General features: G+C 48.3%; 21 protein-coding genes. 7 read left to right on the forward strand and 14 right to left on the reverse strand.

The window, feature by feature from the left end; translation table 11 throughout:
• The coding region (locus RF007C_RS03760; RefSeq protein WP_206537796.1) for a lamin tail domain-containing protein at nt 1–1293 on the reverse strand (1293 nt) is incomplete at its 3' end.
• 553 nt (nt 1294–1846) lie between these two features.
• On the opposite strand from RF007C_RS03760, the gene RF007C_RS03765 reads away from it, so the two are divergent.
• The 5 genes from RF007C_RS03765 (at nt 1847) to RF007C_RS03785 (ending at nt 5423) form a co-directional block, all read left to right on the forward strand.
• Nucleotides 1847–2449 carry a signal peptidase I gene (locus RF007C_RS03765; RefSeq protein WP_019678968.1) on the forward strand — a complete coding sequence of 201 codons (603 nt, stop codon included), beginning with the start codon at nt 1847–1849 and terminating at the stop codon, nt 2447–2449.
• 31 nt (nt 2450–2480) lie between these two features.
• On the forward strand, nt 2481–3131 hold the full coding sequence (locus RF007C_RS03770) for a BsaA family SipW-dependent biofilm matrix protein (RefSeq protein ID WP_037297407.1): 651 nt from the start codon (nt 2481–2483) through the stop codon (nt 3129–3131).
• A 544-nt stretch (nt 3132–3675) separates the two neighbouring features.
• Nucleotides 3676–4434: a hypothetical protein gene (locus RF007C_RS03775; RefSeq protein ID WP_037297408.1), complete on the forward strand. Its 759-nt coding sequence runs from the start codon at nt 3676–3678 to the stop codon at nt 4432–4434.
• A complete protein-coding gene (locus RF007C_RS16290; RefSeq protein ID WP_051456502.1) occupies nt 4431–5225 on the forward strand; it encodes a class B sortase in 795 nt (264 codons plus the stop codon). Before RF007C_RS03775 ends, RF007C_RS16290 begins: the two co-directional genes overlap by 4 nt.
• Before the next feature lie 9 nt (nt 5226–5234).
• Nucleotides 5235–5423 (forward strand): DUF6472 family protein, encoded by a 189-nt coding sequence (locus tag RF007C_RS03785; protein ID WP_019678965.1) that lies wholly within the window; start codon nt 5235–5237, stop codon nt 5421–5423.
• Here the strand turns inward: RF007C_RS03785 and RF007C_RS03790 are convergent.
• Nucleotides 5420–5953 carry a hypothetical protein gene (locus RF007C_RS03790; protein ID WP_037297409.1) on the reverse strand — a complete coding sequence of 178 codons (534 nt, stop codon included), beginning with the start codon at nt 5951–5953 and terminating at the stop codon, nt 5420–5422. The two genes, RF007C_RS03785 and RF007C_RS03790, sit on opposite strands and share 4 nt — an antisense overlap.
• A 124-nt stretch (nt 5954–6077) precedes the next feature.
• Here RF007C_RS03790 and RF007C_RS03795 point away from each other — a divergent pair, with 124 nt between their 5' ends.
• Both RF007C_RS03795 and RF007C_RS03800 read left to right on the forward strand, forming a co-directional pair.
• Nucleotides 6078–7244 carry a CPBP family intramembrane glutamic endopeptidase gene (locus RF007C_RS03795; protein WP_037297410.1) on the forward strand — a complete coding sequence of 389 codons (1167 nt, stop codon included), beginning with the start codon at nt 6078–6080 and terminating at the stop codon, nt 7242–7244.
• On the forward strand, nt 7244–7702 hold the full coding sequence (locus tag RF007C_RS03800; protein ID WP_037297411.1) for a nucleoside deaminase: 459 nt from the start codon (nt 7244–7246) through the stop codon (nt 7700–7702). The genes RF007C_RS03795 and RF007C_RS03800 overlap by 1 nt, the downstream gene beginning before the upstream one ends.
• Before the next feature lie 10 nt (nt 7703–7712).
• Here RF007C_RS03800 and RF007C_RS03805 read toward each other — a convergent pair whose 3' ends face one another.
• The 12 genes from RF007C_RS03805 to RF007C_RS17695 form a co-directional block, all read right to left on the reverse strand.
• Nucleotides 7713–8693, reverse strand: coding sequence for a hypothetical protein (locus RF007C_RS03805; protein WP_037297412.1), 981 nt, complete (start codon nt 8691–8693; stop codon nt 7713–7715).
• A complete protein-coding gene (locus RF007C_RS03810) occupies nt 8686–10128 on the reverse strand; it encodes a spore germination protein (RefSeq protein WP_037297413.1) in 1443 nt (480 codons plus the stop codon). The genes RF007C_RS03805 and RF007C_RS03810 overlap by 8 nt, the downstream gene beginning before the upstream one ends.
• Nucleotides 10129–10173: 45 nt before the next feature.
• A complete protein-coding gene (locus RF007C_RS03815) occupies nt 10174–10965 on the reverse strand; it encodes an HAD family hydrolase (RefSeq protein ID WP_037297414.1) in 792 nt (263 codons plus the stop codon).
• A 51-nt stretch (nt 10966–11016) separates the two neighbouring features.
• Nucleotides 11017–11856 carry a carboxylating nicotinate-nucleotide diphosphorylase gene (gene nadC, locus RF007C_RS03820; RefSeq protein WP_037297415.1) on the reverse strand — a complete coding sequence of 280 codons (840 nt, stop codon included), beginning with the start codon at nt 11854–11856 and terminating at the stop codon, nt 11017–11019.
• A gap of 76 nt (nt 11857–11932) precedes the next feature.
• Nucleotides 11933–12163 (reverse strand): hypothetical protein, encoded by a 231-nt coding sequence (locus tag RF007C_RS03825; RefSeq protein ID WP_019678957.1) that lies wholly within the window; start codon nt 12161–12163, stop codon nt 11933–11935.
• Between the two features lie 92 nt (nt 12164–12255).
• On the reverse strand, nt 12256–13596 hold the full coding sequence (locus tag RF007C_RS17195; protein WP_051456503.1) for a D-alanyl-D-alanine carboxypeptidase family protein: 1341 nt from the start codon (nt 13594–13596) through the stop codon (nt 12256–12258).
• 67 nt (nt 13597–13663) lie between these two features.
• Nucleotides 13664–15121, reverse strand: a complete 1458-nt coding sequence (locus RF007C_RS03835; protein WP_037297416.1) for an L-aspartate oxidase — start codon at nt 15119–15121, stop codon at nt 13664–13666.
• A gap of 179 nt (nt 15122–15300) precedes the next feature.
• Complete coding sequence (locus RF007C_RS03840; protein WP_037297417.1) at nt 15301–16323, reverse strand: hypothetical protein; 1023 nt, start codon at nt 16321–16323, stop codon at nt 15301–15303.
• 50 nt (nt 16324–16373) lie between these two features.
• Nucleotides 16374–17306, reverse strand: coding sequence for a magnesium transporter CorA family protein (locus tag RF007C_RS03845; RefSeq protein ID WP_019678952.1), 933 nt, complete (start codon nt 17304–17306; stop codon nt 16374–16376).
• Between the two features lie 395 nt (nt 17307–17701).
• A complete protein-coding gene (locus RF007C_RS03850; protein ID WP_037297418.1) occupies nt 17702–18631 on the reverse strand; it encodes a hypothetical protein in 930 nt (309 codons plus the stop codon).
• Nucleotides 18624–19178: an RNA polymerase sigma factor gene (locus tag RF007C_RS03855; RefSeq protein ID WP_037297419.1), complete on the reverse strand. Its 555-nt coding sequence runs from the start codon at nt 19176–19178 to the stop codon at nt 18624–18626. The genes RF007C_RS03850 and RF007C_RS03855 overlap by 8 nt, the downstream gene beginning before the upstream one ends.
• A gap of 170 nt (nt 19179–19348) precedes the next feature.
• Nucleotides 19349–20731, reverse strand: a 1383-nt coding sequence (locus RF007C_RS17695; RefSeq protein WP_152537138.1) for a SpaA isopeptide-forming pilin-related protein, incomplete at its 5' end; no start/stop codon positions are given.

Consider the following 20731-nt stretch of genomic DNA (forward strand, 5'->3'; position numbering starts at 1 on the left):
GCCCCAGCCGCCCTGCTGAGCACCACCCTGCTGGGTATCCTCATCGGCTGCCACATCAATGCCGCCGAGCTCTAAGCTGCCAAGGTCTTCCTGTAATACTTCTTCCTCATCGGCTGCAACCACAGGACCGCCTGCACCGCCCAGGTTGATGTCACCGAAGCCGCCCTGCTGAGCATTACCGCCTGCCTGCTGGCCACCGAAGCCTGCAAAGCCTCCGAAACCGCCCTGCTGAGCGTCGCCGCCCTGGTTGCCCCAGTCACCCATGTTGAAGCCGCCGCCTCCCATGCCGGGGAAGCTGAAACCGCCGCCGCCTTCTTCATATACCTTACCTGTAACGTATATGCCTTTCTCGTAGTCGAAAAGGTTGGAAGGATCGGTAACAAGCGAAACGACCTTCATGTTCCTGTATTTTGCAACATTGGCAGAACCAATGAAGTATGTCTTTGTGATTATAGCACTCTGTCTGCCCTGAGAGTCAACTGCTATGGCACGTACCACAGCAGCCTTGAGAACGCCCTCGTCGGGAGCTAAGACATCGGTATAAGCAGATATATCTGTTCTTGCGCTGTACTTGTTGGGCTGGCTCGTCATATCCTGAACAGTTATGGGAGAACCGTATCTCTGTGACTCTGTTGTAGGATCGCTGCCGTCAGTTGTATAATATACAGTAGTTCCCTGGGGTACTTCGATGCTGAGTGCGAAGCTGTTGTCATAGAAGCCGCTCTCGGCAGAGAAGGAAGGTGTTCTTACTGCATTTGAGCCCTCGGGAGCTGAATTATTTGCTCCGGGAGTGGGCTTGAGTACGTAATACTCACCGCTGCCGTCGGGATACTGTCCGTAGGATGTATCCTTAGCCATATCGGTAAATGTTATCTTTGATGCAACATTGCCTGACTTATCTGTAAGCACGAGCATCTCGCCGCTGGTGGAAAGTCCGAAAGGTGCAACTGCACTGTTTGTCTCTCCCGCTGTACCGTCGCAGAAGAAGATCTTTCCTGTATTGGGCTGAAGAACTGTGCCTGAAGGTATAGTGAATCTGTAAGGAGTATCCTCCTTGTCGCTTATACCCCAGCCGCTGATATCAACTGCGCTGCCAGAGTTGTTGTAAAGCTCGATCCAGTCATACATACCGCCGTCAGGTGCAGCGTATGTCGTGTTCTTGGGGCAGACCTCATTGATAGTAACGCCTGCTGCCGCAGAAGCTGAAGGTACGGGCATCATTCCTGCTGTGCCGAGCAGAAGAGCAAGACTCATTATGCCTGCACCGGTTCTTTTGGCTGTTTTCTTTAACATTGCATATCCCTCCATTGTGATCTTTCATTGTTTTTTAACAGCTGAACGCTTTTAAATGTTTTTTGAATTCATTGTTTTTGAGTATTCCCATCCCGATTTTACGTCCAATTTATGTTTTTATCATAGGTTTTCAATCTTAAAATAATCTTAAAGTAAACTTAAAGTAATTTAAGCAACCTATTTTGCACAAAAATCAGTTTTTTCAAGCTATTCCGTACTTTCAGCCTAACATTATTCATAAACAATGTCAACCGAAACCGCAAAAACTGCACAAAATGACAAAAGTCAGCAATAAATGATGCTCAAGGTGAAAAATCACAATATCTGTTCCACAAAAATCACCTCACAGAGGGCTTTTCTGCTGCCGTTTTTCTATCGATTATTGTTATATTTCTACAAAACAGGCTTTGTTTTTTCTATATTGTGTATTATATCAAATTTAGGCAAAATCTATTGACTATATTGAAATCATATGGTATTATATTATTATACTAAAGATAATATATCTGTCCAAACATGTTTTGTTATGGAACATTCTCGGAAGGAGCCTGCTATGAGCGATAATTCAAATAATCAGTCTGTTCCCGGCTCAGGCTACCGTGTTTTCAGATTAGTAAAGAAGCTTTTCGTGTATCTGTTCGCTGTGTGCATAATCGCGGCGGCTATAATGTTCGCCACCAGCCACAGCCCCAACAAATCATTTTTCGGCTTCAGATACTACACTGTTCTCACACCTTCCATGAGTCCTACTTACAAAACCGGGGATATGGTTTTTGTCAAGCTTGAGAATGCAAATGACATCAATGTGGGCGATGTGATCACCTTCAATCCTTCAAGCAATTCCGACGCTTATCTTACTCACCGCGTTACGGAAAAGCTGGTGGATTATGAAGGGACAGGTGCAACCTGCTTCAGAACAAAGGGCGATGCCAATGCTTCGGAAGATACAATGCTCATAGATCAGGACAGGGTTATCGGCAGTGTCAAGTTCAGTATCCCGAAGCTGGGTTACATCATAAGGTTCATACAGCTCAGATGGTATTTCGTCGCAGCACTTATCGTACTGCTCTGGATATTCTTCAGGCTGTTGAATAAATATCTGGCTCCTGATACAAAAACAGAACAGGCTGTTCCGTCAGAACAAAAAACGGAGTGACAGTATATATTAATTAAGAGAGGTGCAGGTTATGAAAAACAATAATGAGAAAAAGGATAAAAAAATCCTTATAGGCGCATTGGGGGTTGCCGCTGTTATCGCAGCCGGAAGCACCTTCGCATGGTTCACATCCAGCGATGAAGTGACCAACAGACTTACTGCTTCCGCAGATTACGGGGTTTCGATCTCCGAGTCGTTCACTCCTCCTACAGAGTGGCTTCCCGGACAGGAAATAAAGAAAGAGGTTGCTGCTGTAAATACAGGCAACATCGCAGCTTATGTAAGGCTTGATCTTAAACACGCTCTTCAGGGCACACAGGCAGGAGACGGCGTTGCTTATTCATCGTCTGTTGCTACCACCGGTCTTACACCGCTTACTGCTAACGAGATCAAGACTCTCGAGGCAGGAGGCTATCTCGCATATACCGATGCTGAAGACGTTCCAACAGGCGCTGTTACCGCTACTCCCACTGCAAAGGGACTGTATATCTACCGCAGACAGATCACCGACGGTCTGGCTTATTCGGGATATTACTGCGACGGTGCAGACAACTATTACGGCCTTGTTACCACAAAGCTGGATAACGGCGATATTACTGTTGACGCTGTTCTTACTCCCACAATGCAGCAGCTGCTGCAGGCGACGCAGACTATGGCAAGCTTTCGGCAGTCAGCGGCGTAAAGCTCCAGAATACAAAGGCTCTTGTTACAGGTGATCCCACATCCACTCTTGCAAAGAAGGATGCTTCCGGCAAGTGGACAAGCGCAGAATGGGCTGATGCAACTCACATCCTTGTTACTTATCCCGGAGCTGATACAACATCTGCTTTAAAGACAAATGACGATATCGTCTTCGTCCTGGAGCTTGATGAAAATGCAAAGACAAACTGGGCATATAAGAAGGATCTTACCAATAATGGTAAAGATGTTGACGGTTACTTCTATTACAACAGTCTCGTTGCGGCAGGAGCTACCACAGAAAAACTTATCACATCGGTTACTCTGGACGATTCCGTTCAGGCCGGTGCATATCTTGATATAACATACGACCTGACTGTTGGCCTCGACAGCGTTCAGATGACAAAGGACGAGGGCGGTACATATCAGAGTAATTCGATCACACCTTGGGTAGCCGGTGCAACAGTTGACGGAGGTACAGGCGCACCCAACTGGGGTTAATCCTGAACAACATTAAAGTCTAAGTCATAACAAAAGGAGGAAAGAGCATGAGAGTAAAAGCATTTATTGCTGCTCTGTGCAGCTCTTTCCTCCTTTTTGCTCCCTCTGTACGCACCGCAGCAGCTGTACATCTCCCCGACGGCGCAGTAAAGGGACTTCCCTCTGATCTTACAGCAATGGACTCGGAAGGAAATGTGGTAAGCAGCAGTACGGGCGAATACTTCTTCCATGTGGAGGATATGACCTACGGCGAGACCTACACAAAGGACGTCCAGCTCATGAATCTCCGCGAGGATAAGGCCTACCATATCTACTTCTATGTCGAACCTGTTTCCAAAAACGGCGAGATAGACCTTGAAAAGGAAGTGGACTGTACCATGAGCCTCGACGGAGAGAAGTTCTATGAGGGAAATGTAAACGGCAAGGGCAATATCGACCTTACGGAGAACGTCAAGGATCTGGGCTGCTATCAGCCGGGTGAAAGCCATACCCTCTCATGCAGCGTGGTATGGTCGGGACTTGACGAGAATATGAAGCACCTGAAGGAGGGCGAACGCTTTGTCACTGACAAGGGTATAACCATTGTCCGAGACAAGGATGGCGACAGACACGTTGAGGGCGAGATAATCTTCAAATGGATATTCTACGCCGCTGTGGACGAGGAGTTCACTCCTCCCGACACAGGTCTGCTTTCCATAAAGAACAGCTTCTGGCTGTGGTGCATCGCCGTCTCGGGAAGCCTTGTGGCAGTAATGGCACTGCTCCTGCTGATAAAGAAGAGAAAAGATAAAAAAGAAGAGCTATGAAAAAAATCATAATTATAGTTTCTGTATTGCTTCTCCTGAGTGTGGGAGCTTATGCAGGCTGCCGCTTCGGAAAGGATGTATACCTGCCGAAGAAGCGTACCGCCGAGGCTCTCGACAAGCAGGAGAAGCTTTTTGACAGAGTCCGCCCCGATACGGAGAAGGCCTCACAGGCTGCAAGAGAACGAGCCGAAGGCAAGACTGCCGCAATGACTGAGAATAGTACAGAAGCCGCTGAATCTCCTATCGCTGAATGCAGCGAATTCTGTCCCGATACCGTGGGCTGGCTGGATATTCCCGACACCAGACTCAGCTATCCCATAGTACAGTGCTCGGACAACAGCTTCTATCTGAATCACGGCCTCGACCGTGAGAGCGATCCCTTCGGGCTGCCTTTCCTCGATTACCGCTGCAAGGGTGATTTCTCTGGATACAACTCCATAATCTACGCCCATAATTTCGAGAATATGGATATGTTTGCAAATGTGGGACTGTTCAGGGACCGTGAATACTTCGACAGTCACAGTAAGGGACTGCTCATGACAGACAAAGGCTCTGAGGAGATCGAATTTTTCGCCTATGTCTCCGTCCCTGCCGATTCCCCTGTATACAATACCGTTTTCATAACGGAGAAGGAAAAGAAGGCTTACGCGGAGCTGCTGCTGCACAGCGCAGTATGCCGTACAGACATTTCCGCGGAAGATCTGACGGACAAGCGGCTGATACTGCTGTCTACCTGCACTTTTGAATATAAAGACGCCAGAGGCATACTTGCAGGATACCTCTGCGGATAAGGAGCAAAAATGGAAAAGAAAAAAGCGACCAACTGCGAGACCTGCACTAACTATGTCTACGATGAGGACTACGACTGCTACGTGTGCATGGTCAATCTTGACGAGGACGAGATGTACCGCTTCCTTCAGGGAACCAATTACGCCTGTCCCTACTACCGACTTGACGACGAATACGGCGTCGTAAGACATCAGAACTAATATATCACAGAGCTCCCTGCCGTTCCGTCGGCGCGGAGCTCTGCTGTTTCTGCACAGCTGCCGCTGCAAAGGCCGCCGAGAACGGTTATTATATCACTTTTCGGAGCCGTACCCTGTTCGACAGCCTGTCTGACAGTCCCCGTGAGACGCTCTGCGCCCTTTTCTTCAAGGAGCTGTTTCCCGCAGCTGCTGTAAACTACCATACACGACGAAGGAACCTGCCAGTCCGTGAGCATATGCTCCAGCAGCTCTCTGCTGTCTCTGCCGTCCGTCAGTATTAGCTCTGTATATCCAGTGAATACTTTCCTGCCGTTTATTATCTCGCCCTGCTTTGCGGCACTGTCGGTGCAGTCCCCCGAGACTGTCAGAACGCCTTCTTCGGAAAAAAATGCCATTGTGAGCTCCTTTTCACTGCCTCCCGTTATACAGACTGCTCTGAGATAGCTTTTATCCTGTATTCTTCCCGAGGCGCAGCCCGCCGTAAAAAGCAACGACAAAACCGCAAAAACAGCACATATCAAGACCTTCAAAACTAATATCTCCTTTTTTATTTTTACCAATTAACTGTTTGTTCACTTAAATACGTTAAAATAGCCACATTATTTCCCCTGAAATATGGTAATATTATATTGAGAAATTGTAGGAGGTGAGCCAATGGATCTCACTGACACCTCAGTTAAGAATATAATCAATGTCGTTGATCAATTCGATTATTCTACACAGAATGACAGCTACAATAACAAATTCAGAGAGTGGCGAAAGAATAAGCATAACCCCTACGCATTCAACTTCAAGCTGAACCGTAAGGAAAGCGTGTTCGTGGAAGGCAAGGGCTTTGAAAAGAAGTCCGCCGCTGCTTCCGAGCAGGATACAGTATCAAAAATAATGAATATCGCCGGTATTGCTATGCTGATATGGATATTTATCGAAAATATCCTCGGCAGGATAATGGTCGCATTCTGTGATCTCCTGGGCATGGATGTACATACCTCCTTCTTCAGCACCAATATTTACGGCGAAGGCGCTGCCATCGCTCTTATAATCATATCCGTAGTTAAGGTGTTCATTCCCGTAATGTATATCCACAGGAAGCTAAAAATGCCGCGTAAGGTCGAGTTCATGACTACCATGAACCATGCTTTTGATATGTTCGGGGCAATATTCATGTCACTGGCGGTCAGCGCCGTGGCGAGCCTGCCGAATATCTACACAAACAATACCAGACAGGTATTCAATTATTTCCGTGATATAAACTCAGACGCTTCTGTCTGGGGGCAGGAGCAGTTCATACTCTATACTGTATTCGATATAATAGTACTGTCCGTTATTTCAGAGCTTTTCTTCCGCGGAGCCATATTCGGCGCCCTTAGACAGTTCGGCGACCTGTTCGCCATAATCGTGACTACGGCTATGTCGGTGTTACTTGTACAGGATCTGAGAGAAATGCCCGCTGCACTTATGATCTCCGCCGTTGCCTCTGTCGGCATACTCAGGAGCGGCTCCATTTTCACGGCTATATTCGTTCAAGTAATATACAAGATGTACCGCCTTGCACTGGTGATACTCGAGCAGAGCTCTCCCGATACGGTATTCCTTAAGCGTAATTCCTTCATACTCGCCACATTCCTCGTAGGCGTGGCAGGATTTGTGTTCCTGTACCTCATTGGCAAAAAACAGAAGCACCACCGTATCGCTAAATACACCTCGGAGATCTCCGATAAACAGCGCCTTGCCATTGCTGTAAAGAGCTTTCCCGTACCTGCCGTTGCTTGTATCTGCCTGCTGGCAGCACTTATAAAATTCGTTCTTTCGGTGATATAATGGACAGATATATGACACGCGCACTGGAGCTTGCGAGGCTTGCCTTCGACGAAGGTGAGGTACCCGTGGGAGCAGTGGTAGTAAAAAAGACTACGGGCGAAATAATCGGTGAAGGAAGAAATATGCGCGAGGGAGCAAAAAATGCCCTTGCCCATGCCGAGATCATCGCCATAGATCAGGCCTGCCGTACTCTTGGCGGCTGGAGGCTCCCGGAATGTGCGATATACGTTACACTTGAGCCCTGCCCCATGTGCTGCGGCGCCATAATCAATGCCCGTATCGACAATGTTATATTCGGAGCATACGATCTGAAAAGCGGTTCCGCCGCATCTGTGCAGAAGATGTTCGAGCTTCCCTATAACTACCGTCCCGAGGTCACGGGAGGTATTATGGAACAGGAATGTGCCGATATACTCTCGGAGTTCTTCAGGCAGCTCCGCATCCGCAAAAAAATATGACTCTGCGCGCTTATCCGCTGTCGCTGACAGCGGATATTTTTGCGCCCACAGGCGCAAACAGCAGCGCGGCAGCTGCCGCGCAGGCGCGCACCACAGCAAGATCATTCCCGTAGAAGATAAACGCTGCCGCCAGCATCATCAGCAGCACCGATGTGTATCCGAAGCGGCCTGTCTGCGGGAAAAGTCCGCTCATAAGATGAGCTCCAGTTATGACCTGCAAAGCTGCCGAAAAAACCGCAGCCACAGAAAAAAGCAGCAGAAACACGGAATCAATTCGCTGTGCCTCAAAGGGCTGGGAAAGCTGCACTGCGGTTATTACCGGATATTCGGTTATCCCCGAGATCCTGCCTGTCTCCGCAAGAGCCGTAAACAGTACCGCAGCCGAAAGCACTGCCCTTGTTCCGAAATACCATGCTGCCGAGGAAGCCCTGTCCTTTACCATATATGAAAACACAGCAAAACTGCCGAGGCTGCCGCTTGCTGCAAAGCCTCTGATGACTTCAAAAAACGCCCCTCGGCTGTGAGGCACGGTAATATTCGCTGTTTCTCCTCCCGCCAGTGCGCTTAAAAGATCGGCAGCTATAAACAGCGCTCCTGCCGCTCCAACAATAACAGCTCCCCTGGCAGCAGCTCTCAGGCCTGCCCGTGCGCAGTAAAGACATACAACAGCTGTAAGCACCGCCGTAATGAGCCTGCCCCATAATCCGTTCCCCTCCTCGTGGGATATGGATATAATATCGCAGGTACGCAGGAACTCCGCAAAGACGACTCCGCCGCAGAATACAGAATAAACAAGATAGAAAGCCTTTGCCCATCTTTTCAGCTCTCCGCCCTTGCAGACAAATACAAGCATGACCAGAAACTGTAAGGCAATGCCTGCCGATATGCCGCTCACATTCCCAAGTGACACTGCTCCCCTGAGAGAGAAAAGGGTGAACATATCCGAAATGAGCAGCAATGCGCAGAACTGCCCCTTCGATATACTATTCATGATACTCCTCCACTGTAAAGCCGCGGTGCTGGAGCTTTTTTATGCCCCTGCGCACAAGAGTATCGCCCATGCCGCGGCTCCTGAACGGTGAAAACGGAGCTGTATACGGAAATCCGTAGTCCTCGGCAGAGCATATATTCACAAGCACCGCACAGGCAAGAAGACTTACCCCGAATATCCCCAGAGCTCCGCCTGCAATAAGGAAAGCAAGCCTCAGCACCGTCATCTGGGGCTCAAGCTCGGGTACCACCAGTCCGCAGAGCACGGAAAGCGCCGTGACTGTCAGCAGCGGAGTGCTGATAAGTCCTGAATTCACTGCCGCATCACCGATGATAAGGCCGCTGATTATACTTACGGCTCCTCCTGTAGGCTTGGGCAGCCGGACCCCTGCCTCCCGTATCATCTCATACATTATAAGCGCAAATAGAGACTCCGTGACAATGGACAGAGGCGCTTTTTTCTCAGCTTCCACAAGAAGCATGAACAATGTACTGTTGAGAAGCTCGGGATGATACATGACTATTGCGGCATACAGCGACGGCAGCATTATCGCTGTCAGAAAAGCAGCATACTTCAGCCAGCGTATGAATACCGCATAATAGGGCTTGTATGCGTAATCGTCAAGAGTCTGAAATGACTCGCAGAACAGCCTCGGCACTACCACGGCATAAGGAACACCGTCCACAAGCACAGCAACTCTCCCCTCTATCAGCTTTGAACAGAGCACATCGGGACGCTCGGTAGTACCTGCGGTATCGAATATCTCAAACCGCTCCCCCTCCAGAAAAGGGCGGATATATCCTGTACTCAGCACAGCTTCGGTGCCGAGACCGTCCAGAGAACGTCTTATACGCTCCATAAGCTCCTTCGGTACTCTGTCCTTCATATAACACAGGCACAGGTCTGTGTGGCTCTTGCTGCCCTTCACAAGCAGCTCCATGACCAGCTCGGGAGACTTGAGCCTTCTGCGTATCTGTGACATATTGATGCGTATCGTCTCGGTAAAGCCCTCATGTGCTCCCATGATATTGCCTTCGCCCGATGGCTCCTGAACTCCCCTTGAAGCATAGCCCTGCACTCCGAAAGCAAGTCCGCCTGTCATTCCCTCGGCGATAAGCACCGCAAAGCCGGAGTTTATCAGCCTGAAAAGTGTGTCGTAGTCGTTCACCTCGGGACGGTCGGTGGACAGCAGAAGCTCCTCATTTATATAGCGATAGAGCCCGCGGGCGTCCTTTTGCTGAGGGATTCCCGTAACAGGCTCGAATATGAGCTCGGTTATCACGGAGGCAGAGACCATGCCCTCACAGCAAAGCAGAGCACAGTGGATACCTCCCGAAACAAAACGGTTAATAAGCACATCGGAGGAGCCTCCCGAAATACGGCGTATCTCCTTTATACTGCTGTCAAGAGACGGCAGAAGTCCGTTCTTTTCCATACATCTCACCTCAGCGGTAGTGTATGCATTTTTTTCTCCGATATACTAAAAAAGGCAGCTGTGCTCCCTGTCATCTGCCAGATAATTTCTTTCCAGCCACAGTGCAACTCCGTCTTCATCATTGGAAGCCGTTACTTCATCGGCTGCATCAAGCACCTCCTGCACGGCATTTGCTACAGCAACACCTGTACCGCACATTTTCAGCATATCAATATCATTTTTGTCGTCGCCGAAGGAAACGATATCAGCAAGTGATATGCCGCATTTATCGGCAAGAGCATTGATAGCAGCTATCTTCCCTGCTCCCCTCGGCATAAATCCGTACCAGTTCTCACCGCGGTAGCATTGGAGCTTACAACCGAATCTATCTGCAATACCCCGCGCAATATCCTCAGAAGGCAGCTCTGCCACTATCTTGTTGCCTCCGCATCGCAAAGGTTTGTCGTACTCAAAATAGACCGCCTTATGAAGCTTTTCAGACTCTGCGATATTCTTACTGTTCCAATAGACAGTCTTTCCGTTGGCAACGGTTATTTCCGATACAGGAGCAGCCTTCAGCAGCGCGGCTGCGATAGCGTTTGTCTCATCTGCAGTAAACTCGCAGCTGTAAATGCACTCGTCTCCCGAGTGTATCAGCGTACCGTCCGTAGTTATTTCATAGTCAGGCTTCAGAAGCTCTGTATACCGCTCCGCACCTATCCAGTATCTCGCGGTAGCTATAGCAAAAAGAACTCCTTTTTGCCTGCATCTTTGCAAAGCTTCAAGAGTCCTGCCGGAAACAGTACCGTCTGTTTTCAGTAATGTGTGGTCAAGATCTGTAAGTATCAGTTTTTTCATGGCATCCTCCCTTATAAAATTAAGGGTGGACGTACTCGTCCACCCTGTTTATCACTTTTTGATCTTCATGGAAATATCAAAGCACTTGACGGAATGTGTCAGCGCACCGAGAGAGATTATATCCACGCCTGTCTCTGCAACCGAGCGGATATTCTCGGCAGTAACGTTGCCCGAAGCTTCAAGAAGAGCACGTCCGCCTGCGATGGCAACTGCTTCCTTCATCTCGTCGCAGCTCATATTGTCCAGCATTATTATCTCGACCTTGGTATCAAGAGCCTCACGGAGCTCGTCCAGAGTACGGACCTCCACCTCTATCTTGACAGTATGGCCTATCTTCTCACGAAGGGCATTCACAGCCGCAGTTATGCCGCCGTAAGCGTCAATGTGATTATCCTTGAGCATAGCTGCGTCGGAAAGATTGAAGCGGTGGTTCTTGCCTCCGCCCACAGTAACAGCGTACTTCTGAAGCGCACGGAGTCCTGGAAGAGTCTTTCGCGTATCGGTCACGGCAGCCTTTGTGCCTTTTACCAGCTCCACACATTTATTCGTTGCGGTAGCTATACCCGACATATGCTGTAAGAGGTTGAGAGCCGTTCTCTCGCCTTTCAGGAGAGTAAGAGTGCTTCCCTCCAGCTCTGCGATAATGTCGCCCTTATTGACCTTTGTGCCGTCCTGAAGAAGTATCTTAAAGTCAACATCACCGCCTGCCAGATCGAAAACCCTCTTTGCAACCTCGATACCGCAGACAACGCCCGTGTCCTTGGCAACATAGTAAGCGGAGCTTCTGTGGTCTGCGTGGATAAGATTATCCGCAGCAGCGTCGATGTAGTTTATGTCCTCCATAAGGGCAGTAGTGATTATATTGTCAACATAGCATTGTAAAAGCTTCATAATGATCTTCCTTTCAAATTAATTTGCGTGATCCATGAACGTTATCCCGAACGGTCAGCATCCATTTGTGAAATATTCAATCCATTCCACCCCATTTGACCAGCTCGATACCCGTCCACACAAAACAGGCATGGGTTATCAGCCAGCACACTATAAAACCTATCCGCAATCCCCGAAGATCAGGGTCTGCCCCTTCCTTTTCGGCTCTGCGGATACGAGACTTCGCACTGAGGTAATACAGCCCGAGCCATATGATCAGATCACCCACTCCGCAAAGAATAAGAACGATATCAAATTTATCAGGCATATAAAACGACCTCCCGTGCAGCATGGAACGATACACATTCCAAAAAATCATTTGTGCCGTTTACGTCAGATAATGTCCTCACGTCAAGGGGGTCAGGATTTGTATTTTGAGTCGATACACAGGAATTCCTCAAGGGTAAGCCCGGAATCGTAGACCTCCTTGGCAAGCTGCTTGCCGAGGTAGCGCACGTGCCATGACTCATACATATAGCCTGTGATATTCTCCTTGCCCTTGGGGTAGCGGATTATGAATCCGTACTTCCAGCAATTGGCCGCTATCCACTTTGCCTCGGCAGTATTATTGAAAGAACTGCTGGCATTGTTTATATCCATACCCAGACCTGTCTGATGCTCGGAATGTCCGGGCCTTGCGGAATAAGTATCCGCAGCAGCCTTTCCGTCGCGTGCAACATAGTTATTGTAGAGCTCCGACTGATAGGAATATGAACGGAAGCCTGAAACGATAGTCAGATTATAGCCTGCCTTTTTCGCATCCGCCTGCATCTCATTGAAAGCCGCCTGAGCATCGGGAAGTATCTTTCCCGGATTGTAATCCTTCGGCAGAGCATAAGTCTTGTTGGCGATGAGTATACCGTTCACATAGGTTATGCCGTTTTTTACTTCTATCTTCTGACGAGTAAAGGTCTCCTTTGCACCATCAGGCCATGTTACGGTAAAATGCATGGAGTCAGTATGCTTTATCTGCCCCTCTGTGTTATTGTCAGTGCTGCCGAAGTGGAACACTGCGTTGTCACCGTTGGGAGCATACTCAAAACGGCTGATATTACCGCTCTTGTCGGTAAGCTTGCCGCTGAGTCCCTCTATCTCGAAGATCCTTCCCTGAGAGGTCACCCAGCGCCCCGTAAGAAGCTCCGCTGTATTTATACTGTTTTCACAGAAGAACCTGAAGGTCTCTGCGCTGCCGTTTTCCCATTTGAGTACAAAGGAGTTCTCGTTTTCCCAGGTGATAAAGGCAGTCATGGAAACTCCCGAATCCTTCATTTTGAAAACGACTATATCCTCGTCCGATTCAACAGTCAGAGCCCTTGCCTTTCCGGAAGCAGGCTCTATGAGAGTCCCTTCCCCGTCGCCGAAGCTGAAATATCTCTTTGCGCCCATGCAGTCGCCTATCCAGGTGCCTGACGGGAGCTTGTTCCTGCTGCCGATCATAATATCGCGCAGAGCTGCAAGATCAAGCGAATCCACTTCTCCGTCGCCGTTTATATCGGCTGCAATAAACTGATTTTCATTCAGTCCGTAACGTCCGAGAAGGTAGTTTTTCAGCACCACCACGTCGGCTACGGACACTCTGTCGTCGTAATTAAGGTCGCCGTGCAGAAATACCGAGGCACACTCTGCCTTCTGTATCCTGCCGTTCATCATCATTACAGTTGCGATAACAGACGCAGCCAGTCCTTTTGTAGTTTTTTTCATACGTATCACCCCTATTTAAACAAACGTGCGACCTCCCATTAAACTGACTCCCCCAAGTCAGATATTATTATTCCATGACCTCACCGAGGATAATATAAGCAACTGTTACTATCGACTTAGCCAGAACAAAATCCGCGTCCATGAAATATCCGCCGTTGATAAGGTCGTCGCGTATCTCCTTTACGCGCTTGAAGCCCTCGGCAGCAGCCTTTTTATCAGGTATAACGAAGTAACAGTTCTGAAGGATCTTTCTGGTCTCTGTACGGACTCCCTTGGGTATGCGCGGAGCTCCCACATGAGCATCGAACTCAGCCTCCTCAAAGTCCTTCGGCACATCAGCCAGCCTTGAAGCTATGCTGTTTGCCGCATGGCGTGAGAATACAAGAGCCTCAAGAAGAGAATTGCTTGCCAGACGGTTGCTGCCGTGAACTCCGGTATGCGAACACTCGCCGCAGGCATAGAGATTAGGCAGACTTGTCTCGGAATTGTTGTCAACGTCTATGCCTCCCATGAGGTAGTGCTGACAGGGGAATATGGGCACAGGCTCCTTTGTAAGATCGTAGCCCTGCTCAAGAAGGTTCTTGTATATCATCGGGAAGCGCTTCTTCAGGAACTCGCTGTCCTTGTAGCTTATATCCAGATAGAAGTCGGTTGAATTCTGCTTTCTCGACTCCAGCACGATAGCGTGGGATACAACGTCTCTGGGAGCAAGCTCAAGGCGCTCGTCGTAATTGTGCATAAAGCGCTCCTTCTTGCAGTTGAGCAGATGAGCTCCCTCGCCTCTTACAGCCTCCGAGATAAGGAAACATTCACGGGTAGCGCGGTTATTGAAGGCTGTGGGATGGAACTGAACATAGCTGAGGTTCTTTATCTTGGCGCCCATCTCATAAGCAAAGGTTATGCCGTCGCCGGTGGCTATGGCGGAATTTGTGGTGAACTGGTATACTCTTCCGATACCGCCTGTTGCAAGGATCATAAAGTGGCAGTTACAGGTCTCATAGGTATCGTCGAACAGCTTCAGAAAAGCGGAATAGCCTGTCTTTGTCTGCTTGACGCTGCACATCATGGTATTTTCCATGATAGTTACATTGCTGAGCTTCTGAACGTTTTCCAGCAGAGTAGTGGTTATCTCCTTACCCGTAGCGTCGGCGTGGTGGAATATACGGTGGTGACTGTGACCGCCCTCAAGGGTGCGGTGGTATGTGCCGTCGGGGTTCTTGTCAAAGTCAACGCCAAGCTCTATGATACGTTCAATATCCTGTGCAGCCTCGCTTACGAGGGTATGTACTGCCTCAACGTTGTTCTTGAAGCTGCCTGCGATAAGGGTATCATTCTGGTGGTACTGTATATTATCCGAAGGAGAGTTGTAAACGCCTGCGATACCGCCCTGAGCAAGTGAGGAATTACAGAGAGGGAGGTCTCTCTTGCATATGATAAGTATATTGAGCTCTCTGGGCAGATTGATTGCTGCGTAAAGTCCTGCGGCTCCGCAGCCTGCTATAATAACATCATAATTTTTTGACATGATAAGGACCATCCTTTTCAGAAAAATCTTTTCATTATCATTATATCACATTCATTGCCGCTTGTCACTAAAAATATAAAAAAAATACAGCTCCTTCCCATTATTTCACGGCAGTATCCCGCCGCAGGAGCTATTATGTCTGCCCGTGCGATATTATAAAAAAATATCCCTGAAACAGATCAGGGATTATTACAAAAATATCTTTCCGTAAGAATATCTCTTACCGTATAATTCAGTATCTTTACAAGTATATTCTCGGTCCTGCTCTCTTCCTTTTCTGAAAACACATACAGAGGATAGGGCATGCCTGCGTGCATACTCATATTGCGCTTGAAATAACAGTACCTGCACACCATAAAGGATATCCTTTTTTTCACATTGGAAGCCGTGCAGTTGTTGACAAGATCCGGAAATTTTTCTTTGGCAGCTGCAAAAAGCAACCCGCCCAGAAGGCTGTCGAAATCAGTCTGTTCCGCGAACAATCCATCAAGAAGCCTCTTAAATTTTGCTTTCCTGTCGTTGTTGGAAATACCGTTCTCAACATATTTCTCCCAGTCCAGACTGTTCCAGACGCTGTCGTCAAGGCCTATTATGTACTCAGTTGTTTTGTTCATATTCAGCTGCGGGATATATTCCCAGAGCTCATCCAGTTTATCCTGCTCCTTCCCTGTCCTGTGTATTTCGGTATACAGAGCATTCAGACTGCTCCATGCAGCACGCATGGAATCATGGGGTGAATTTCCCGAAAGCTGTGAATGAATAAAAAAGGTCATGGAATTATACAGTGCCTTTCTCTCTTCAGTATCCCCCGTAAACACCCTGCTGAAGTCCGGCCTTCTCAGCTTAATATCCAATTTACCGCCGGACTGATCGTTGAGCTTATTTTTCAGATCATACAGCTCCTGCTCGCTGTCTTCTGCCGCAAAAACCGCCGCTCTGCACTCGGGAATGCTGCCCTTAGCAAGCATATAGCAGCATAATGCCTTCTTCAGATGATTCATCACATAGCCGTTTTTCTGATCACGGAAATCTTCCCATTTTTTCTTATAAGTTCTTGTAAAACTTATTCTGATGCCGCTATATTTTAGCGAAACCATGTCCGCTGTATGATTACTGCTTATATACGAATTGCCTTCATATATGACAGTGTCATTATTGTTATCAAATTCGATTTCCAGATAGTATTCATAGGACTTTGCCATTATGTTTTCCTTTCAAAAAATCCCGACCGAAGTCGGGATCCTCTAAACTGTTATTTGTTCTTTTTCTTCCATTTCAGCAGCACGAACGCCGTCAATCCCGTCAGGAAAGCTGTCAGTGAGAGTGCCACCCATGTATAGTTGAACGGTATATCGTCGGTATTGATGCCGTAAAACGCAAACATAATATTTGGCACCTGAAGAATAATTGTTACGATAGTAAGTCTCCACATAACGATATTCTGGTTATTGGAGATTATCGACGAGAAACCGTCCATCATACTGGAAAGGATCCCCGTATAGATGCTTGACATCTCGATGGCCTGCTTCATCTCGATGAGAACGTCCTCAAGAAGATCCTGATCCTCATCGTAGAGCTTTATAACTCTTCCGCGGAAGATCTTCTCTATGGTGGCTTCATTGGCCTTGAGAGAAGTTGAAAAATATACGAGTGACTTCTCAAGAGCAAGGAGCTGCATGAGAAGCTCGTTCTTCATGGCATCATGGAGCTCCTGCTCGGCAGCGGATGAGATCTTATCTATCTGTTTCAGATAAGTAAGGAACAGCGCCGAGATCCTCAGAAGGAGCTGCAACACGAATCTTGTCTTGAAATCGGGGCGAAGATTGCGTATTCCGCCTCTTGTAGCCTCGTTGATTATCTGTGTCTCGCGTATGGATATAGTAAAAACGTAATCGTCCGTAACTATGATACCCATAGGCAGAGTATAGAAGTTCTTGGTCCTATCCTCGTCCACAGCGGATACAGGGGTATCTATGATGACCAGGGTCTGTTCGTCCTCTCTTTCGATACGCGACGACTCCTCCTCATCGAGAGCGGACTTAACGAATCCGCTGTCTATGCCGTAATCCTCTATGAGCTCTCTTACCTCCTGCGGAGTGGGATCTACGACCGATACCCAGCAGCCAGCTGATGGAGCTTCACACTGGGTAAGAACTCCGTTGATATAACTATAGAAATTTATCATTTTCTGCACACGGCTGCCATAAAGAGCGGCAGCCTGCTCCTTTCGCCGTTATTCACTTCGGCAAAAGGCGTACTGTATGACGCGCCGATCAAGCCTTGAAAGGTATGCCGTCAGAACGGTATCAAGATCTGATCGCCACATCAACAGTCTCTGCCGAAGCGTGGAATGTCCTTCAAATTCCCATACGGGTCAGAACTCATTACTGCACCTCCTTAAAATCATAGTGTGTAATTATTATATCAAATTTTCAATGTGATTACAAGTATTTTTTGAAAAAGAATTTCTGCCCTCTGTTTTCCTCTGCAAAAAGGAAGCCCTCCGTCCCGAAGGACAGAGGGCTTGACACAGCGTATCATCTGTTGAATTGTTAGCGTACCTCATTTTAAAAATGCCAATTAATAACATTCATGTCTTTGCGCAACGAAGTAATTGTATATTTCATCAGGCATAGGAGCACGCTCCCTTCCGTTTCTGTTTACTGCTTTCAACGTGAAGTACAGCTCATATGAATTTCCGTCACTTCCTTTGACATAAGCCTCGGGAGGACGTCCGTCAACATGGAAGTCATATTCCCAGGGCGTATATGCAAGGCTGCTCAGCATATTATTGATCCATTCGCCGTCCTCGGGATTCCATGTAAGGGTGGGTATATATCCCGGGGGATGTTCGGGTGTCGGGCGCTCGGTAACAGGCTCAGTAGGTTCATATACAACAGGCTCCTTTGTAGTTACCGTTGTGGGCTTCTGGGTAGTCTGTGCCTTGGTGACGGTAGTCCTGAGAACGGGGAGCTGTGTGGTCTTAGCCCCTGTGGTCACTTTTTCCCTGCCCTCGGGCTCGTTATTCTCCTCCTGCGGCTCACCGTTGTTCTCCTCCCGGGGAGTTTCCGTGCTTTCCTCTCGGGGAGCATCGGTCATGGGCTGTTTATCTTTCTCCGCAGCAGTTGTATTTTTGCTTTCTTTTGTATCTGTTTCTGTTGCAGCAGCCCTGCCCACGGAAGTCACCTCCGCGGTCTCACCGCTGCCCTTTGCCTTTGTGCCCATGTCCTCGGTAGTCTCCGTGACAGCCACGTTGCTCACCTCATCAAGCAGTGGCGGACGGTTCTTCAGCATAAGGGCTCCGCCTGTGCCGACGCCTGCAATGAGCAGCACCGCGGAGGCAGCAGCTGTGATCCTGCGCCATACTATGCCGCGGTATCTTTCAACTCCCGATGCGTCTGCTGCATTTCCGTTTTCCGTATCCGAAAGCTCTGACGTTTTTATCTCGGCTTCTTTTATGATATCCTCGTCGATAAGGTCTATGACCTTCTGATACTTCAGCTTATTCATGATCGTAGCCCTCCTTCTTTAAATATTCCTTCAGCTTTTTCCGCATCCTGAAAAGATAGGTGGCGGCTGTCCGTTCCTTTATCCCGTAATATCCTGCTATTTTAGCAAGGCTGTCTCCGTACCAGTAACGCCTTACGAATACCTTCCTGTGAAGCTCGTCCTGGGTCCTGAGAAAACGGCTCACAGCCTCCGCCAGGGCTTTTTCCTCACCGCTGCCCTCTCTGTAATCCGGTATACATTCGGCAAGCTCATCCAGTGAAACGGTGAAATTACTGCTGCGTTTTTCTGCGGAATTATATTTGTACCTGTCAAGCGCCTTGTTTTTTACTGTATGGCAGAGATAGCTCTTCAGATCATCGGGAGCATCGGGCGGTATCTTGTTCCACACCTCGTAATATGCGGAATTGACACATTCCTCGATATCCTCACGGCAGGAAAGTACATTTCCTGCTATATAGCAACACAGCTTATCGTATTTTCGTTTAAGCTCTGCTATCGCCCTTTCGTCTCTTCTGCGGAACAGCTCTGTTATTGAAGCGTCATCCATGGCTGAGCCTCCTTTCCAGAGGTAAGAGTTCCTCTTATCTATATATTTGAATTATAACATGAAATATTTCACTCCTGCAAATATTTTTCCATAGACTCAGCTTTTCTGACAGGACAAAAAAAGAGCTGCCGGACTTGAATGTCCGACAGCTCTGAGTGACTTCAGATCACTTACTGATCATCGCGCTTTCTTGAACGGGCAGCAAATGCAGCGGCAGCGCCGAATGCAAGTATTGCAAACGCTGTACCCATGCCCTTTACGCCTGTCTTTGGTGAATCGCTTGTGACCTTCTTTGTTGTGGTCTTAGCCTTTGTAGTAGCAGGAGCAGTTGTAGTAGCTGCGCCTGTGGTTGTTACAGAAGCCTCTGTAGTTGTTTCAGCAGAAGTTGTAGTAGTTGTGGTTGTTGTGGTAGTAGTTGAAGTCGATGTTGTTGTTGTAGTCTCAGCAGTAGTTGTTGTAGAAGTTCTTGTTCTGTCAGCGTCACCGCCGTCAACCGATACCTTTGTAGATGTGGTATACTCTTCTGCGCGCTGGTCTGTAGAAACAGTGGTCGTAGTTGTTGTGGAAGTTGTAGAAGTCGTAGTTACGATTCTCTCATCTACCATTACAACTGTATCGCTGTCTGTTACAATACCGTCGATTGTAGCAAGCTTTCCTTCACTGACTGTGAATGAGATGCTTGTAGCCACTGCAAATCCCGTAGGTGCTGCCAGCTCTTCAAGAACGTACTTACCGTCCTCAAGAGTTACAGTTGTAGCAGATTCACCTGAGTACCAGATGAGAGCCTTGCCCGAACCGCTTTCAACAGATGCGCCATCGCCGACGGCTATTCTGCCCTCTTCGAATTCGATCTCTCTGCCTTCACGGTCTGTACCCTTAAGTGTGAGCTTAGCACCGGGAACCTCTTCACTGTATACATCCTGCTTATCGATCTTTACAACAGCCAGAGTTGTGGTCGTTGTAGTTGTCGTAGTAGTTGTAGTAGTGGTCGTGGTCGTAGTGGTGGTTGTTGTGGTTGTGGTTGTAGTTGTGGTCGACGTCGTTGTGGTTGTGGTAGTAGTTGTTGTCGTGGTAGTAGTTGTTGTAGTGGTAGTTGTGGTGGTAGTTGTCGTAGTCGTTGTTGTTACGATACGCTCATCTATCATCTCTACTGTGTCATCGGACTTGCCGCCCTTTACTACCTTGCCGCCTTCTACTGTGAATGTGATCTTGCTTGCCTTCTCGTAGCCCTTCGGTGCTGCCAGCTCTTCAAGAGTATATGTGCCGTCCTCCACGCTTACGATTGTCTTTTCTTCTCCTGACAGCCATACCAGTGCTGTTCCAACGCCGTTGATCTCCGTTCCGCCCTTGCCTACTGTAAGCTGGCCGTCCTTGAAGACTATTGCGTTGCCCTTGCTGTCCTTACCTGTGAGAGTAAGTCTTGCACCCTTGACTTCCTTGCTGTTCATTGCGTCTACCTTATCGATATTCACCTTCGCAAGTGTTGTCGTTGTGGTCGTGGTCGTCGTTGTGGTGGTTGTGCTTGTCGTCGTCTTCGACGTTGTCGTTGTCGT

The sequence above is a fragment of the Ruminococcus flavefaciens 007c genome (assembly GCF_000571935.1).
GTDB classification, from domain to species: domain Bacteria; phylum Bacillota; class Clostridia; order Oscillospirales; family Ruminococcaceae; genus Ruminococcus; species Ruminococcus flavefaciens_F.